Origin of the sequence: Falsiroseomonas sp. E2-1-a4, assembly GCF_051433165.1 — a bacterium.
Classification (GTDB): Bacteria; Pseudomonadota; Alphaproteobacteria; order Acetobacterales; family Acetobacteraceae; genus Falsiroseomonas.
Genome location: NZ_JBHMFS010000007.1, coordinates 78,544 through 93,740, shown reverse-complemented (window position 1 = coordinate 93,740; position 15,197 = coordinate 78,544). Strand labels below are relative to the sequence as shown.

General features: G+C 68.0%; 19 protein-coding genes. 13 read left to right on the top strand and 6 right to left on the bottom strand.

The genetic code is table 11. The features are described from left to right. The first annotated feature begins 11 nt into the window (after nt 1-11). From rplF to rplQ, 11 genes are all read left to right on the top strand, one after another. Nucleotides 12-545 (top strand): 50S ribosomal protein L6, encoded by a 534-nt coding sequence (rplF, locus tag ACFHNC_RS09710; protein ID WP_437169024.1) that lies wholly within the window; start codon nt 12-14, stop codon nt 543-545. Continuing rightward, nucleotides 545-910 (top strand): 50S ribosomal protein L18, encoded by a 366-nt coding sequence (rplR, locus tag ACFHNC_RS09705; RefSeq protein WP_437169023.1) that lies wholly within the window; start codon nt 545-547, stop codon nt 908-910. Before rplF ends, rplR begins: the two co-directional genes overlap by 1 nt. A gap of 11 nt (nt 911-921) precedes the next feature. Further along, entirely contained in the window at nt 922-1,563 is a 642-nt protein-coding gene (gene rpsE / locus ACFHNC_RS09700; RefSeq protein WP_304811667.1) for a 30S ribosomal protein S5, read from the top strand. Next, nucleotides 1,556-1,747: a 50S ribosomal protein L30 gene (gene rpmD, locus ACFHNC_RS09695; protein ID WP_304811665.1), complete on the top strand. Its 192-nt coding sequence runs from the start codon at nt 1,556-1,558 to the stop codon at nt 1,745-1,747. Before rpsE ends, rpmD begins: the two co-directional genes overlap by 8 nt. Nucleotide 1,748: 1 nt before the next feature. Next, on the top strand, nt 1,749-2,243 hold the full coding sequence (gene rplO, locus ACFHNC_RS09690; RefSeq protein WP_437169022.1) for a 50S ribosomal protein L15: 495 nt from the start codon (nt 1,749-1,751) through the stop codon (nt 2,241-2,243). 132 nt (nt 2,244-2,375) lie between these two features. Further along, nucleotides 2,376-3,743: a preprotein translocase subunit SecY gene (gene secY / locus ACFHNC_RS09685; RefSeq protein WP_437169021.1), complete on the top strand. Its 1,368-nt coding sequence runs from the start codon at nt 2,376-2,378 to the stop codon at nt 3,741-3,743. After that, the gene (locus tag ACFHNC_RS09680) at nt 3,740-4,396 is read left to right on the top strand and encodes an adenylate kinase (RefSeq protein ID WP_437169020.1); all 657 of its coding nucleotides are present in this window, start codon (nt 3,740-3,742) and stop codon (nt 4,394-4,396) included. Before secY ends, ACFHNC_RS09680 begins: the two co-directional genes overlap by 4 nt. Before the next feature lie 214 nt (nt 4,397-4,610). Beyond that, complete coding sequence (gene rpsM, locus ACFHNC_RS09675) at nt 4,611-4,988, top strand: 30S ribosomal protein S13 (protein WP_168034741.1); 378 nt, start codon at nt 4,611-4,613, stop codon at nt 4,986-4,988. Between the two features lies 1 nt (nt 4,989). Beyond that, a complete protein-coding gene (rpsK, locus tag ACFHNC_RS09670; protein ID WP_168050545.1) occupies nt 4,990-5,388 on the top strand; it encodes a 30S ribosomal protein S11 in 399 nt (132 codons plus the stop codon). Nucleotides 5,389-5,431: 43 nt separating this feature from the next. Then, nucleotides 5,432-6,445 carry a DNA-directed RNA polymerase subunit alpha gene (locus ACFHNC_RS09665; protein WP_168050544.1) on the top strand — a complete coding sequence of 338 codons (1,014 nt, stop codon included), beginning with the start codon at nt 5,432-5,434 and terminating at the stop codon, nt 6,443-6,445. A 122-nt stretch (nt 6,446-6,567) separates the two neighbouring features. Then, a complete protein-coding gene (gene rplQ, locus ACFHNC_RS09660; protein ID WP_437169019.1) occupies nt 6,568-6,993 on the top strand; it encodes a 50S ribosomal protein L17 in 426 nt (141 codons plus the stop codon). 52 nt (nt 6,994-7,045) lie between these two features. Here rplQ and ACFHNC_RS09655 read toward each other — a convergent pair whose 3' ends face one another. Genes ACFHNC_RS09655 through ACFHNC_RS09645 form a run of 3 tightly spaced genes read right to left on the bottom strand, consistent with a single transcriptional unit; the run spans nt 7,046 to nt 9,935 of the window. Continuing rightward, nucleotides 7,046-7,918 carry a DMT family transporter gene (locus tag ACFHNC_RS09655; RefSeq protein WP_437169018.1) on the bottom strand — a complete coding sequence of 291 codons (873 nt, stop codon included), beginning with the start codon at nt 7,916-7,918 and terminating at the stop codon, nt 7,046-7,048. Next, a complete protein-coding gene (locus ACFHNC_RS09650) occupies nt 7,915-8,895 on the bottom strand; it encodes a Bug family tripartite tricarboxylate transporter substrate binding protein (RefSeq protein WP_437169017.1) in 981 nt (326 codons plus the stop codon). The genes ACFHNC_RS09655 and ACFHNC_RS09650 overlap by 4 nt, the downstream gene beginning before the upstream one ends. Nucleotides 8,896-8,948: 53 nt before the next feature. Continuing rightward, nucleotides 8,949-9,935: a Bug family tripartite tricarboxylate transporter substrate binding protein gene (locus ACFHNC_RS09645; protein ID WP_437169016.1), complete on the bottom strand. Its 987-nt coding sequence runs from the start codon at nt 9,933-9,935 to the stop codon at nt 8,949-8,951. An 82-nt stretch (nt 9,936-10,017) separates the two neighbouring features. Between ACFHNC_RS09645 and ACFHNC_RS09640 the strand changes: the two genes are divergently transcribed. Next, the gene (locus ACFHNC_RS09640) at nt 10,018-11,352 is read left to right on the top strand and encodes a replication-associated recombination protein A (RefSeq protein ID WP_437169015.1); all 1,335 of its coding nucleotides are present in this window, start codon (nt 10,018-10,020) and stop codon (nt 11,350-11,352) included. A gap of 93 nt (nt 11,353-11,445) precedes the next feature. Continuing rightward, the gene (locus ACFHNC_RS09635) at nt 11,446-11,799 is read left to right on the top strand and encodes a fluoride efflux transporter FluC (protein ID WP_437169014.1); all 354 of its coding nucleotides are present in this window, start codon (nt 11,446-11,448) and stop codon (nt 11,797-11,799) included. Nucleotide 11,800: 1 nt separating this feature from the next. Here ACFHNC_RS09635 and ACFHNC_RS09630 read toward each other — a convergent pair whose 3' ends face one another. Genes ACFHNC_RS09630 through ACFHNC_RS09620 form a run of 3 tightly spaced genes read right to left on the bottom strand, consistent with a single transcriptional unit; the run spans nt 11,801 to nt 15,170 of the window. Next, nucleotides 11,801-12,829, bottom strand: coding sequence for an acyl-CoA dehydrogenase family protein (locus ACFHNC_RS09630; protein WP_437169013.1), 1,029 nt, complete (start codon nt 12,827-12,829; stop codon nt 11,801-11,803). After that, nucleotides 12,826-14,028 carry a CaiB/BaiF CoA transferase family protein gene (locus ACFHNC_RS09625; protein ID WP_437169012.1) on the bottom strand — a complete coding sequence of 401 codons (1,203 nt, stop codon included), beginning with the start codon at nt 14,026-14,028 and terminating at the stop codon, nt 12,826-12,828. The genes ACFHNC_RS09630 and ACFHNC_RS09625 overlap by 4 nt, the downstream gene beginning before the upstream one ends. Next, nucleotides 14,025-15,170, bottom strand: coding sequence for an acyl-CoA dehydrogenase family protein (locus tag ACFHNC_RS09620; RefSeq protein ID WP_437169011.1), 1,146 nt, complete (start codon nt 15,168-15,170; stop codon nt 14,025-14,027). Before ACFHNC_RS09620 ends, ACFHNC_RS09625 begins: the two co-directional genes overlap by 4 nt. Nucleotides 15,171-15,197: the final 27 nt, after the last annotated feature.

Sequence of the window (15,197 nt, the reverse complement as noted above, 5' to 3'; positions counted from 1 at the left end):
GGAGGATAGACATGTCTCGCGTCGGTAAATATCCGGTCCCGGTTCCGGCAGGCGTCCAGGTGGCGCTCCAGGACCGCACGATCGTGGCCAAGGGCAAGAATGGCGAGCTTACGCTCGACCTGACGGACGAAGTGGACGTCACCATCGAGGGTGGCGAGGTCGCGGTGGCGCCTCGTGGTTCGGACCGCAAGGCCCGCACCATGTGGGGCACCACCCGCAGCCTGATCCAAAGCATGGTGACGGGCGTCTCCACCGGGTTCACTCGGAACATGGAGATCACTGGCACCGGCTATCGTGCGGCGGTGCAGGGGAAGGAGCTTGTGCTCAACCTCGGCTACAGCCACGACATCCGCTATCCGATCCCGGCGGGGATCAAGATCACCTGCGAGAAGCCGACCTCCATCAAGGTGGAAGGCGCTGACAAGCGCCAGGTTGGCCAGGTGGCCTCTGAGATCCGCGCGTATCGCGGCCCGGAGCCCTACAAGGGCAAGGGCGTGCGCTACGATAACGAGGTGATCCTCCGGAAGGAGGGTAAGAAGAAGTAATGGCCGACAAGAAGCTCGCATTGACCGAGCGCCGCCGCTCGCGGCTGCGCTACCAGCTCAAGATGAAGTCCGGCGGGCGCGTGCGCCTGTCCGTCTTCCGCTCGGGCAAGCACATCTACGCGCAGATCATCGACGACAAGGCCGGCCGCACCGTTGCGGCTGCCTCGTCCATCGAGAAGCCGATGCGCGAAGAGCTGAAGACCGGCGCGGACAAGGGCGCCGCGGCGGCCGTCGGCAAGCTGGTGGCGGAGCGTGCGCTGGCCGCCGGCGTGGTGGAAGTGGTGTTCGACCGTGGGCCGTATCTGTATCACGGCCGCGTCAAGGCACTCGCGGAGGCTGCCCGTGAGGGCGGCCTCTCCTTCTGAGGAGTTCGGGAATGGCACGGGAACCCAGGAGCGGCGAGGGCGGTGGTGGCGGTGGCGAGGGCGGTGATCGCCGTCGTGGTCGCGGTCGTGATCGCAATGAGAACCGGCAGGACCGGCAGGACGGCGATGAGCTGAAGGACAAGCTCGTCACCATCAACCGCGTCGCCAAGGTGGTGAAGGGCGGTCGTCGCTTCAGCTTCGCCGCGCTGGTCGTCGTTGGCGACCAGAAGGGCCGCGTGGGTTGGGGCGCCGGCAAGGCGCGTGAGGTGCCGGAGGCGATCCGCAAGGCGACGGAGCGTGCCAAGCGCACGATGATCCGCGTGCCGATGCGCGAGGGCCGTACGCTGCACCACGACCAGGTGGGCGAATTCGGTGCAGGCCGCGTCATCCTGCGTGCCGCACCGGCCGGTACCGGCATCATCGCCGGCGGCCCGATGCGTGCGGTGTTCGAGACGCTGGGCATGGGCGATGTCGTCGCCAAGTGCACCGGCACGACGAACCCGCATAACATGGTGAAGGCGACCTTCGCCGCGCTCGGCCGCTGCACTAGCCCGCGGGCTGTGGCGGCACGCCGTGGCAAGAAGGTCTCTGACCTGCTCGGTCCGCGCAAGGACGTCGCCGAGGGTGCGGCGCCGGAGGCTGCGAATGTCTGAGAGCAAGAAGACCGTGAAGCTGACCCAGACTGGGTCGCCGATCGGCCGTAAGCCTGGTCAGCGCGAAACGCTGATCGGGCTGGGCCTGAACAAGATCCGCCGGACCAGCGAGCTGGAGGATACCCCCTCCGTGCGCGGCATGATCCGGAAGGTCGCCCACCTGGTGAAGGTGGACGGGGAATAACATGAAGCTCAACGAAATCCGCGACAACGACGGCGCTCGGCCGAAGTTCAAGCGCATTGGCCGCGGTATCGGCTCCGGCAAGGGTAAGACCTCTGGCCGCGGCGTGAAGGGCCAGAAGGCCCGCACCGGCGTGACGCTGAATGGATTCGAGGGCGGTCAGCTCCCGATCTATCGGCGCTTCCCGAAGCGGGGCTTCGTGAACCCGTTCCGCAAGCTCTACGCACCGCTGAACCTTGGCGCGCTGGACAAGGCTATCGCTGACGGTCGTCTGCCGGCCGAGGGTGCGATCGACGAGGCCATGCTGCAGGCTTCCGGCGTGGTGCGTTCCGCGCCGCGCTATGCGGGCGTGCGGCTGCTCGCCACCGGTGAGATCACCCGCGCGGTGACGCTGACCGTGTCCGGCGCCTCCGGCGCCGCGGCTGCGGCGATCGCGGCTGCTGGCGGTACGCTGACCCTGCTGGTCGTGCCCGCCGAGGCCCCGGCCGAAGAAGCCTGAGGTTCGGAAAGCTGTTGTCTCCCTTGCACCGGTGGGTCCTGGGCGGCACTTTAGGATAGCTGCGACGCGGCGTCCCGGGCCTGCCTTCTCGGCGTGGCATGGGGGCGCCGCTTTCGCGAGGAGGGATCGCACATGGCGTCCGCCGCCGAACAGCTTGCGGCCAATCTGAATCTCGGTGTCCTGGCGAAGGCGACCGAGCTGAAGAACCGGCTTTGGTTCACTCTGGGCGCCCTGATCGTGTACCGGATCGGCTCCTACGTCCCGGTGCCGGGCGTTGATGCCAGCGTCATGGCCGAACTGCTTCAGCAGATGGGCGGCGGCATCATGGGCATGTTCGACATGTTCACCGGCGGCTCGCTGGGGCGCATGACGATCTTCGCGCTCAACATCATGCCCTATATTTCCGCCAGCATCATCGTGCAGCTCATGACGGCCGCCATTCCCTCCTGGGAAGCCTTAAAGAAGGAAGGCGAGTCGGGGCGGAAGAAGCTCAACCAGTACACGCGCTACCTTTGCCTGTTCATCGCGATCTTCCAGGCCTACGGCATTGCCATCGGGCTCGAGAGCCTGCGCGGCAGCTTCGGGGCGGCCGTGCTTGATCCGGGCTGGTTCTTCCGTATCTCCTGCGTCATCACGCTCGTCGGCGGCACCATGTTCCTGATGTGGCTGGGTGAGCAGATCACGGCGCGTGGTATCGGCAACGGCATCAGCCTGATCATCTTCGCCGGCATCGTGGCGAACCTGCCCTCGGCGCTTGCCAGCACGCTGGAGCTGGGCCGGACGGGTGCGCTGTCCACCTTCTTCATCATGGCCTTCCTGGTGATCGCGCTATTGGTGATCGCCCTTGTGGTCTTCGTGGAGCGGGCGCAGCGGCGCATTCCGGTGCAGTATCCGAAGCGCCAGGTCGGCAACCGGATGTTCGGCGGTGAGAACACCCACCTGCCTCTGAAGCTGAACACCGCCGGTGTCATGCCGCCGATCTTCGCCTCCTCCCTGCTGTTGCTGCCAGCTACCTTCGCGGCGTTCCGCACGGATCAGACGGAGCAGTCCTGGGTCACCGATGCCGCCAATCTGCTGGCGCATGGGCAGCCGCTTTACATGGCGCTGTACCTGACCCTGATCGTGTTCTTCGCCTTCTTCTACACGGCCGTGGTGTTCAACCCGCAGGATACGGCGGATAATCTGCGCAAGTACGGTGGCTTCGTGCCCGGTATTCGGCCTGGCCTACCGACGGCGCAATATTTCGACCGCGTGCTGACCAGGCTGACCGCGGTGGGCGCCATCTATCTGTCCGTGGTCTGTATCCTGCCGGAGATTCTGATCTCGAATTACGGCGTGCCCTTCTACTTCGGGGGTACCTCGCTGCTCATCATTGTCTCCGTGACCATGGATACGGTTGCGCAGGTGCAGTCCCATCTGTTCGCCCATCAGTATGAGGGGCTCATCAAGAAGGCTCGGCTCGGTGGCCGTGGCACGCAGCCGGGGGGACGTGGGCGATGAGGTTGATTCTGCTGGGGCCTCCGGGCGCCGGCAAAGGCACCCAGGCCAAGCGGCTGGAGGAGCGCTACGGCGTCGTCCAGATCGCGACTGGTGACATGCTGCGGTCTGAGGTGAAATCTGGCTCGGCGATCGGCCGGGAGGCCAAGGCCATCATGGAGCGCGGGGAACTCGTGCCGGACAGCATCCTGATCGGGATGCTGTCGGCCCGGGTGAAGGCGCCTGATGTGGCTCGCGGCTTTATACTGGATGGCTTTCCGCGCACCGTCCCGCAGGCACAGGCGCTGGACGGCATGCTGGCCGACCAGGCCCTGCCGTTGGACCAGGTGATCGAATTGAAGGTGGACGATGCCGCGCTGGTCGACCGGATCGCCGGCCGCTTAACCTGCGCCAAATGCGGCGAGGGCTTCCACGACCGGTTCAAGGCGCCGAAGGTGGCCGGTGTATGCGATGTCTGTGGCAGCACGGATTTCGTCCGGCGCGCCGATGACAGGGCGGAGACGGTAGCGGCGCGACTCGATGCCTATCACCGCCAGACCGCGCCGCTGCTGCCGCATTACGCCGCACAGGGTAAGCTGCAGCAGGTTGATGGCATGGCCGAGATGGACGAGGTGACCCGGCAATTGGCCGCGCTCCTCGACCGCAAGGCCGTATGACTTGACTCCCCCGGCGGGGTCGGTGTAGCACCCGGCCCCTGCGGTCCGAAGGTTCCTTCGGCCGCTCTTCGCCGTTTCATGCCTGATTCGGGCCGGTCAGCGAGATTCGCGGATCGGGTCTGGGGTCGGCGGGGCCCCTGCGGGCCTGGTTATTTGTCGGGCCGCAGGCCCAGTTTTTGGAGCGGGCCATAGGCCCGACGAGGAGAGAGGCACCGTGGCGCGTATCGCCGGCGTGAACATCCCAACCAACAAGCGGGTGCTCATCTCGCTTCGCTACATCTATGGCATCGGTCCGCAGAACGCGAAGGTGATCTGCGAGCAGCTCGGCATCCCCGAGGATCGCCGCGTGAACCAGATGACCGATGATGAGATCCTCCGCGTCCGTGAGCTGATCGACCGGGAATACCGCGTCGAGGGTGACCTGCGGCGTGAAGAGGCGATGAACAAGAAGCGGCTGATGGACATGGCCTGCTACCGCGGCCTGCGTCACCGCAAGGGCCTGCCGGTCCGTGGCCAGCGCACGCATACCAATGCGCGTACCCGCAAGGGCAAGGCGGTGGCGATCGCCGGCAAGAAGAAGGTGACGAAGTAAGATGGCTCGCGAACCCCGCGCCGGCAGCCGCCCCCGCAAGAAGGAACGGAAGAACATTTCTTCCGGCGTGGCGCACGTCCTCGCCTCCTTCAACAACACCGTGGTGACCATCACCGACGCGCAGGGCAATGCCATCGCCTGGTCGTCGGCCGGTAGCCAGGGCTTCAAGGGCAGCCGCAAGAGCACGCCCTACGCCGCCCAGGTTGCCGCCGAGGATGCTGGCAAGAAGGCGCGTGAGCACGGCATGGAGACCCTGGAGATCCAGGTTTCCGGTCCGGGTTCGGGCCGTGAGTCCGCGCTGCGCGCGTTGCAGGCTGTTGGGTTCTACGTCACCGCCATTCGTGACGTGACGCCCATCCCGCATAATGGCTGCCGCCCGCGCAAGCGGCGCCGCGTCTGATTTGGCGCGCGTTGCGGACCGGGGTTGGGCAGGGGAATAGACCGTGATCGAGAAGAATTGGCGTTCGCTGATCGAGACCAAGAAGGACGTCGAGCTCGGCGCTGACCCGACTCGGCTGGCTACCTTGGTGGCGGAGCCGCTGGAGCGCGGCTTCGGCATGACGCTTGGCAATGCTCTGCGCCGCATCCTGCTGTCCTCGCTCCAGGGCGCCGCCGTGACGGCGGTCCGCATTGACGGCGCGCTGCATGAATTCAGCAGCCTTCAGGGCGTGCGGGAAGACGTGACGGACATCGTCCTGAACGTGAAGCAGCTCGCCGTGCGAATGCAGGGCGATGGCCCGAAGCGCCTGCAGCTGACGGCAACGGGTCCGGGCGAGGTGACCGCCGGCCAGATCCAGACCAGTGGCGACATCGAGATCTCGAACCCCGACCTGGTGATCTGCTCGCTCGATGACGGCGCCAAGCTGTCCATGGAGCTGACGGTCGACACCGGCAAGGGCTACGTCCCGGCCAGCGAGAACCGCCCCGAGGATGCGCCGATCGGCCTGATCCCGATCGATGCCATCTACTCCCCGGTGCGCCGCGTGGCCTACCAGGTCCAGCCGACCCGCGTCGGCCAGAAGACCGACTACGACAAGCTGGTTCTGACGGTTGAGACCGATGGCACCGTGACGCCTGAGGATGCGGTGGGCATCGCCGCCCGCATCCTGCAGGAGCAGCTGCAGCTCTTCATCAACTTCGAGGAGCCGCGCCAGCGTGTGGTCGAGGAGATCCGCGACGATCTGCCCTTCAACCGCAACCTTCTGCGTAAGGTCGACGAGCTCGAACTCTCGGTCCGCTCGGCGAACTGCTTGAAAAACGATAACATCGTCTACATCGGCGACCTGGTTCAGAAGACCGAGCAGGAAATGCTCCGCACGCCGAATTTCGGCCGCAAGTCGCTGAACGAGATCAAGGAAGTCCTCGCCTCCATGGGCCTCGGCCTCGGCATCACTGTGCCGGGCTGGCCGCCGGAGAACATCGAAGACCTGGCGAAGAAGCTCGAAGAGCCCTTCTGAGGGCGAATTCGGGCGGGCGGAGGGGCAGTCACGCTCCCCGACTATGAGTGTGAAACTGCGCTGCACAAATACACTGGGCCCCCGCCGAGGCGGGGGTTCAGGTTCTCTAAGGAAACAGGACCATGCGTCACGGCGTATCCGGCCGTAAGCTCGGCGTTACCACCAGCCATCGGCTCGCGATGCTCCGCAGCATGGCGACCGCCCTGCTGAAGCACGAGCAGATTTCCACCACTCTGCCGAAGGCGAAGGAGCTGCGCCCCTATGTCGAGCGCATTATCACGCTCGGCAAGCGCGGCGACCTGCATGCGCGCCGTCAGGCCTATGCACAGATCCGGGACCCGAAGGTGGTGGACAAGCTGTTCTCAACCATCGCGGACCGCTACAAGGCCCGCGCCGGCGGCTACACCCGCGTGCTGAAGGCCGGCGTTCGCTACGGCGATGCGGCCGACATGGCGGTGATCGAGCTGATCGAGCGTGATGTCGCGGCCAAGGGCCTCGACAGCGGCCCGCGTCCTGAGACGGTGCCGAGCGAGGCGGACGAGGCGTAAAGCCTCCTCCTTCCACCGCACTACGAGACAGGGCGCCGCGAGGCGCCCTTTTTCATGTCCGGCGCGCGGCCTTCAATTCCAGACGCGTCAGCCAGAAGCCGGCGCCGATGATGATGGCAACGCCCGCCAGCATGGCCGGCTCCGGCACCTCATCGAAGACCAGCCAGCCGAGCAGGATGGCCCAGAGGATCATGGCGTATTGCCACGGCACCACCACCGGGGCCGGGGCCAGGGCGAGGGATCGTGTGACGGCCAGATGCGCCGCCACTCCAACGACCCCCAGCAGCATCAGCAGCCCGGCATCCAGCCAAGTCACCGGCACCCAGCCGAACGGTGCCAGCACCAGGCCGAGCATCAGCGCCGCACCCATCTGGTAGGTGGCCAGCACGGTGGCGGAGGTGCCGCGCAGCTCCCGCGTCGCCAGCAGATAGCCGGAATAGAGCACGGTGCCGCCGATAGCGACCAACGTCGGCAACAGGCCATTATCCAGCCCCGCGCCCAGCGCCACCACCACGCCGACAAAGCCGAGCACCACGGCGGCGAAGCGCTTCCGCTCCAGGCGTTCGCCCAGCAGCAGGGCGGCGCCGATCGCCACGAAGATCGGCGTGGCCATCCAGAAGGCCATGGTGTCGGCCAGCGGCATCATGGAAACGGCCCAGTAGAAGGCCGTCACCTCCAGCGTGCCGCAGGCCACTCGCACCATCTGCAAGCGGGGGCGGGGCTGGCGCAGCAGGGGTATCGCTCCCTCCCGCGCGATCAGTGGCGCCAGCACCAGCAGCGCTGCGATGCTGCGCAGCACCAGCACCTGTGCCACCGCATAGGTGGCAACCAGCCATTTGCCCAGCACGTCGTTCAACGAGAAGCCGAGCACCGCGACCGACATCAGCAGGATGCCGGCCAGGTTGCGGTTGGCGGTGTGGCTCACTCCGCGCGGATATTCGCGTCCCGCACCAGGGTGGCCATTGCGGCACGGCCCTCGGTGACGAAACGGGCGAAGTCGGCCGGGCGGGTGGCCAGTGGTACGCAGCCGATCTGGATCAGGCGCTGACGGATGGTGGGCACCGCCACTGCTTCGACCAGTGCATCGGACAGCGCCTGCACCACCTCGGGCGGCGTGCTGGCAGGGCCGAACAGCCCGGCCCATTCATTGGACTCGAAGCCCTCGAAGCCGCTTTCCGAAATGGTCGGTACATTCGGACGGCTTTCCACCCGCACCGTCGTCCCCACCGCCAGGAAGCGCGCGCGGTTGCCCTCCACCACCGGCCCGGCCGAGACCAGCGTGGTGAAGACAGCGTCGATGGCGCCGGCGGCCAGGTCCTGCGCCGCGGCCGCGCCGCCGCGGTACGGCACGTGGATCACCTCGATGCCCGCACGCCGGGCGAAGGCCACCAGACCGAGATGGCCGGCGGTGGCGTTGCCCTGGGTGCCGACCGTGATCACGCCCGGCCGCGCCTTAGCCGCCGCGACGAATTCCGCCAGCGTGGTCGCCGGAAAGTCGTTCTTCACCGCAATGGCGGAGGGGAAGGCGACGACCAGGCTGATCGGCGTGAAGGCGGTGGCGTAGTCGAAGGGCAGGCGCGGCAGCAGCGCCGGGTTCACGAGGTGGGAGGAGGCATCCCACAGGAAGCTGTGCCCGTCGGTGGCGCGGGCGATTTCGTTCCCACCGAGGCTGCCGCTGGCGCCGGTGCGGTTCTCCACCACGAAGTTCTGGCCGAGGCGCTGGCCCATATGCGGCGTGATGACCCGCGCCGCGCTGTCCGCCGCGCCGCCTGCGGAAAACGGCACGACAAGGCGGATCGAACGGCTCGGCCAGGCGGATTGCGCCAGGGCCGGCGCGGTCAGGGCCAGCGCGGGCGCGGCGGCGAGCAGGGCGCGGCGGGACAGGGCGGTGTGGGGCAGCATCGGGGCGTCTCCGGTTGTGGTCGGCGGCTCAGATGGATGGGGTGGCGGGGTGGTCAACCCACCTCGATCTTCGCGTCGCGGACGAGCTGGCCCATGATCTCCCGCTGCTGCGCCACATAGCGGGCGAAATCGGCTGGTGTGGTGCCGAGCGGCAGCGCGCCCAGCGTGTCCAGCCGCGCGCGCACGGTCGTATCCTCCAGCGCGTGCTTCGCCGCCTCATACAGCCGCTGCGTCGCGGCGGGCGGCAGGCCGGCGGGGGCATACAGGCCGTTCCACTCATTCAGCTCGTAGCCGGGGAAGCCCTGCTCGGCCACCGTCGGCACGTCGGGCAGCGCCGCGATGCGCTGCGCGGTGCTGACCGCCAGCGGCTTCAGGCGCCCGTCGCGCGCAAGCTGGAGGGAGGAGGACACCGTCCCGAAGACGAAGGTGATGGACCCGCCCAGCAAATCCTGCAGCGCCGGCGTGCCGCCGCGATAGGGCACATGCTGGATGTCCAGCCCCGCCCGGTTCAGGAACAGCGCGGCGGCCAGATGCGCCGCGGTGGCATTGCCGGAGGAGCCGTAGGAGAGGGTGCCCTGCCGCGCCTTCGCCCATTCCACGAATTCCGGCAGCGTGCTGACGGGAATGTCCCGGTTCACCGCCAGGATCTGCGGCAGCACCACCACCTGGCTGATCGGCGTGAAGGCGGTGGCGTAGTCGAAGGACAGGCCGCGCAGCAGGGACGGGTTCACCGTATGCGCCAGCGCATCGATCATGATGGTCTGGCCATCCGGCGCGCTGCGCGCCAGATCCGCCGCGGCGATGGACCCGCCGGCTCCGGCGCGGTTCTCCACGATTACCGGCTGGCCGAGGAAGCTGCCCATCGGCACGGCCAGAAGGCGAGAGGTGGTGTCCACGCCGCCACCGGGCGGGTAGGGGGCGATGAGGCGGATCGGCCGGCTCGGCGCCCATGGCGCGCTGCCCTGCGCGGCGGCAGCGCGGCCCAGGAAGGGGGCGGCGAGCAGGCCGGCGGCCAGGCTGCGGCGGCTGAGAATGGTCATGGCGGAACCTCCGATTGGTTTGGGCGCAACATGCCGTGCCCGCCCCGTTCCCGCCACCCCGCTTCGGGCTAGACTGCGCGCCATGACCGTACCGCCCGACCTGTTCGGCAGCCTTCCCGACTCCGAGGCGCCGGCGCCACCCCCCGGCCCGCGCCCCCTGGCCGATCGCCTGCGTCCGCGACGGCTGAAGGAGGTGGTCGGCCAGGATCACCTGGTGGGGCCAGAAGGCTCCGTGACCGGCATGCTGGCGCGCGGCAGTCTGTCCTCCATCATCCTGTGGGGGCCGCCGGGGGTGGGCAAGACCACCATCGCGCGGCTGCTGGCGGAGGCGGCGGGGCTGTCCTTCGTCGCGCTGTCGGCGGTGTTCTCGGGTGTCGCGGACCTCAAGCGGGCCTTCGACGAAGCCCGCATGCGCCGCCGCAACGGCCGCGGCACGCTGCTGTTCGTGGATGAGATCCACCGCTTCAACCGCGCGCAGCAGGATGGTTTCCTGCCGGTGGTCGAGGACGGCACCGTGACGCTGGTCGGCGCCACCACCGAAAACCCCTCCTTCGCCCTGAACGGCGCGCTGCTGTCGCGCTGCCAGGTGCTGGTGCTGAAGCGGCTGGATGAGGTGGCGCTGGACCATCTGATGGCCCGCGCCGAGGCCGAGGAAGCCCGCCCCTTGCCACTGATGCCCGACGGCCGCGCGGCGCTGGCCGGCATGGCCGATGGCGATGGCCGCTACCTGCTGAACATGGTGGAGCAGTTGTTGGCCCTGCCGCCGGGCGGCGACCTGCTGGATCCCGCCGGCCTGGCGGCACTGCTGGCGAAACGGGCGGCGCTGTACGACAAGGACCGGGAGGAGCACTACAACCTCATCTCCGCGCTGCACAAATCGCTGCGCGGATCGGATCCGGATGCGGCGCTCTACTGGTTCGCACGCATGCTCACGGGCGGCGAGGACCCACGCTTCATCGCCCGCCGCCTGCTGCGCTTCGCTTCCGAGGATGTCGGCATGGCCGATCCCCGGGCCTTGCAGATCGCACTGGCGGGGTGGGAGGCCTATGAACGGCTGGGCTCGCCGGAGGGAGAATTGGCGCTGGCACAGGTCGTGGTTCACCTCGGCACCGCGCCGAAATCCAACGCGCTGTATGCGGGCTTCGGCGCTGCGATGCGCGCGGCGAAGCAGACCGGCAGCCTGATGCCGCCACCCAACATCCTCAACGCGCCGACGAAGCTGATGAAGGAACTCGGCTACGGCGAGGGCTACGAATACGACCACGACGCGGAGGAAGGTTTCTCGGGCGCCGACTACTGGCCGCCGGGGATGCAGAAGCAGCGCTTCTACAGCCCAACCGATCGCGGCGCGGAGGCGGCGGTGGCGGCGCGGATGAAGGAATGGGATTCACTTCGCGCCAGGAAGCGCAAGCGATGATCAAAGCAAACCAACGGGGGGAGAGGGTTGGGTGAGGGGGGCTTCACCAGCCCAGGCGCCGCATCACCGCCCCCCGGGCGGGCGGGACCGCCTTTGACCAACATCCTCCTCGTCGCCCTTGGCGGCGCCATCGGCTCGGTGCTGCGCTACGCCATCGCGCTTCTCACGGTCGCCCAGTTCGGCGTCACCTTCCCCTGGGGCACGCTGGCGGTGAACGTCCTCGGCAGCGCCGCCATCGGCTTGGCCGCCGCGCTCGGCGTGCAGGGGGAGATGCGGCTGCTGCTGGTCACCGGCCTGCTCGGCGGATTCACCACCTTCTCCGCATTCAGCCTGGAGACGGGCTTTCTGTTCGAGCGCAACCCATGGATCGCCGCGGCGTATGTCGCGGCGTCACTGGTGCTGGGCCTCGCCGCCTTCGCGCTGACCTACGGCTTGTTCCGCCGGTAGCTCAGTCATCCGCATCCACCGCATTCGCCATGAAGCGGCGCCGGTGCAGTGCCGCGCTGCCGAACTGGTTCGCCAGCACCATCGCCTTCCGCAGATACAGGCCGACATCGTATTCGTCGGTGTAGCCGATGGCGCCATGCAACTGCACCGCCTCCCGCGTCACCAGCATCGCCGCCTCCGCCGCCCGCACCTTGGCGCGGGAGACGGCGGCGCGCCGTGCGGCGGGCGCCGCGCCGGCATCGAGCGTCGCCGCCGCGGCCTCCACGCTCGCGCGGGTCAGCGTCACCTGGATCTTGAGGTCCACCGCGCGGTGCTGCAGTGCCTGAAAACTGCCGATCGGCTTGCCGAATTGCTGGCGGGTGCGGAGGTAGTCCAGCGTCATGGCGAAGCTGCGCTCCATGACGCCCAGCAGCATCGCCGCAGTCGCCAGCGCGGCTTCGTCCAGCGCCTGTTCCAGCGCGTCGGTCGGCAGCGCGCCGATCCGCGCGCCGCGCGCGGTGACCGTGCCGTAGTGGCCGCCATCCTGCGTCTCGACGAACTCGGGCACGGCCTCCGCCGCATGCAACGCCAGCGCGCCATCCTCGCGCACCGGGAGCAGGAAGTGCGTGGCGCCCGCCGCCATCGGCACGAACAGCCGCACGGCCCCCGCCGTGCCGGGCGCCTCCAGCGTGTCGGCGCGTTCCTGCCAGGCGACCAGCGGAAGCGCCTCGCCGGCCAGCAGCGCGGCCAGCCCCGCGTCGTCGCCACACCCCGCCAGCAGCGCGGCGGAGAGCGCGCCCTGCACCAGCGGTTCCGGCACCAGGCCGCGGCCGAGTTCCTCCGCCAGCGCGCAATACTCCGCCATGCCGAGGCCGGTGCCGCCCTGGTCCTCCGCCACGCGCAGCCCGACCCAGCCCATCTCCGCCATCTGCCGCCACATGGCGGCGTCGAAGCCCGGCCGCGTGAAGCGCAGCGCGCGGATGCGGGTGAGGGCGCCGCCGCGCGGGGCCACGGCGCCGGCGCTGTCGCGGATCATCTCGACCATGCTCATGCGACGATGCCCGCCTGGGCCAGTCTTTCGGCCTCCGCGGCATCCGTGCCGAGCCATTCGCCCAGCACCTCCGCCGTATGCTGCCCGAGCGTCGGCGGCGCACGCGTATAGGCCACCGGCGTGTCGGAGAAGCGCACCGGATTGGCGATGGTCGGCGCGCCATCCGGCGTTGCGGCAAACACCTCCCGATGCCGGATCTGCGGGTCCTCGGCCACGGCCGCGAAGTCGTTGATCGGGCCGGAGGACACGCCGACTGCGTTCAACGCGTCCATCCAGTCCTGCGCCCGCCGCGTCAGGAACGCCTCCTGCAACAACGGCAGCAGCACATCGCGATGCGCCATGCGCTGCGGATTGGTGGCGAAGCGGGGATCAGCCGGCACGTCCAGCACCTGGCAGAGTTGAGAAAACTGCCGGTCATTCCCCACCGCCACCATCAACGGCCGGTCGGCGGTGGAAAACGCCTGCCAGGGCGTGTTGATTTGAGACGCCGTGCCCGCCCGCACCGGCATCCGGCCGGAGACCAGGTGGTTCATCGCGATATGCGAATGCGCCGCCACCTGCGCATCCAGCAGCGCCAGATCGATATGCTGGCCGGTGCCGCTCACCGTATCCCGGTGGTGCAGCGCGGCGAGGATGGCGACGGTCGCATACATCCCCGCATTGATGTCCGACACGCTGTAGCCGACCACGGCCGGCCCCGCGCCGGGTTCGCCATCGGCCACGCCGGTCACGCTCATCAGCCCCGACATTGCCTGGAAAATCGGGTCGTAGCCCGGCAGCGCCGCATAGGGGCCGGATTGGCCGAAACCCGTGATGGAGCAATAGACCAGCTTCGGATTGACCTCCGCCAGCGTGGCGTAATCCAGCCCGTATTTGCGCAGGCCCCCGGTCTTGAAGTTCTCGATGAAGACATCGGCCTTCGCCGCCATGGCGCGCAGCAGCGCCGCGCCCTCCGGCTTGGCGATATCCAGCGCGATGGATCGCTTGTTGCGGTTCATCGACAGGAAGGATGACGTTTCGCCCACCGGCTTGCCATCCGCGCCGGTCCTGCGAAACCCCATGCGCCGCACATCGTCGCCACCGCCCGGCTGCTCGATTTTCACCACCTCCGCGCCGAAATCGCCGAGCATCTGCGCCGCCCAGGGACCGGCGAAGACGCGCGTCATATCCAGCACGCGGATCTTTGGCAGGGCACTCATGCGGGCAACTCCAGCAATGCACGGGACAACACGTTGCGCAGGATTTCGGAGGAGCCGCCGAAGATCGTGGACGGCCGCGCCAGCAGGAACTGCCCCGCCGGATGCAGCGCCGGGCCGGGCATCGGGTGCAGCAGCCCGGCATGTTCGCCCGCCATTTCCAACTGCGCGTCGGTGATGCGCTGGAACAGCTCGGAGGCCACAATCTTCAGGATTGAAACCTCTGCCCCCAGCGTCTCCCCTCGCTTCAGCGCCGCCAGGAACCGCTCGTACAGCGCCTTCAAATCCGCCAGATCCAGCCGGAACCGCGCATATTGGTCGAGGAAGGCCGGGTCCTCCGCCCGCCCCATCGCCTCTGCCAGGCGTTTCAATGCGGCGAGGGCATTGGCGGACAGGCGCGGCGACCCGATGGCGATGCGCTCGAAGCCCAGCAGCGCCTTGGCGTAGGTCCAGCCCTTGTTGACCTCCCCAACCAGCATGTCCTTCGGCACGCGGACAGCGTCGAAGAAGACCTCGCAGAACTCGTCATGCAGGTCGAGGTTCAGGATCGGCCGCACGCTGATGCCCGGGCTATCCATCGGCAGCAGCAGGAAGCTGATTCCCTCCTGCTTCTTCGCCGCCTTGTCGGTGCGGGCGAGCACAAAAATCCAGTTGGCGTCGTTGGCGAAGGTGATCCAGGTCTTCTGGCCGTTCAGCACCCAATGGTCGCCCTGATCCAGCGCCTCCAACCGCAGCGCGGCCAGGTCCGACCCGGCATTGGGCTCGGAATAGCCCTGCGCCCAGATATCCTCGCCGGAGAGGATGCGTGGCAGGAAATGCGCTTTTTGAGCGTCCGAGCCATGCTTGATCAGCAGTGGCCCCAGCATCAGCACGCCCATGTCGCTGATCCGCGGCGCGCCGTGACGCTCCAGCTCCTCGATCAGGATGAGCTGCTTCGCGGCGTCCAGGCCCATGCCGCCATGCTCGACCGGCCAGGCTGGGGCGAGCCAGCCTTGCTCGGACAGCTTCAGGTACCAGGGCTTGTTGTCCCGCCAGTGCAGGCGGCGCTGCGGGTGACGCAGCTCGGGCGGGCAGTTGGCTTCGATCCAGCCGCGGACGTGCGCGCGGAAAGCGACCTCATCCAGCGCATCCAGGCTCTCGCCCATTGTTCCCCCGCTTAGGTCAGTTGAATG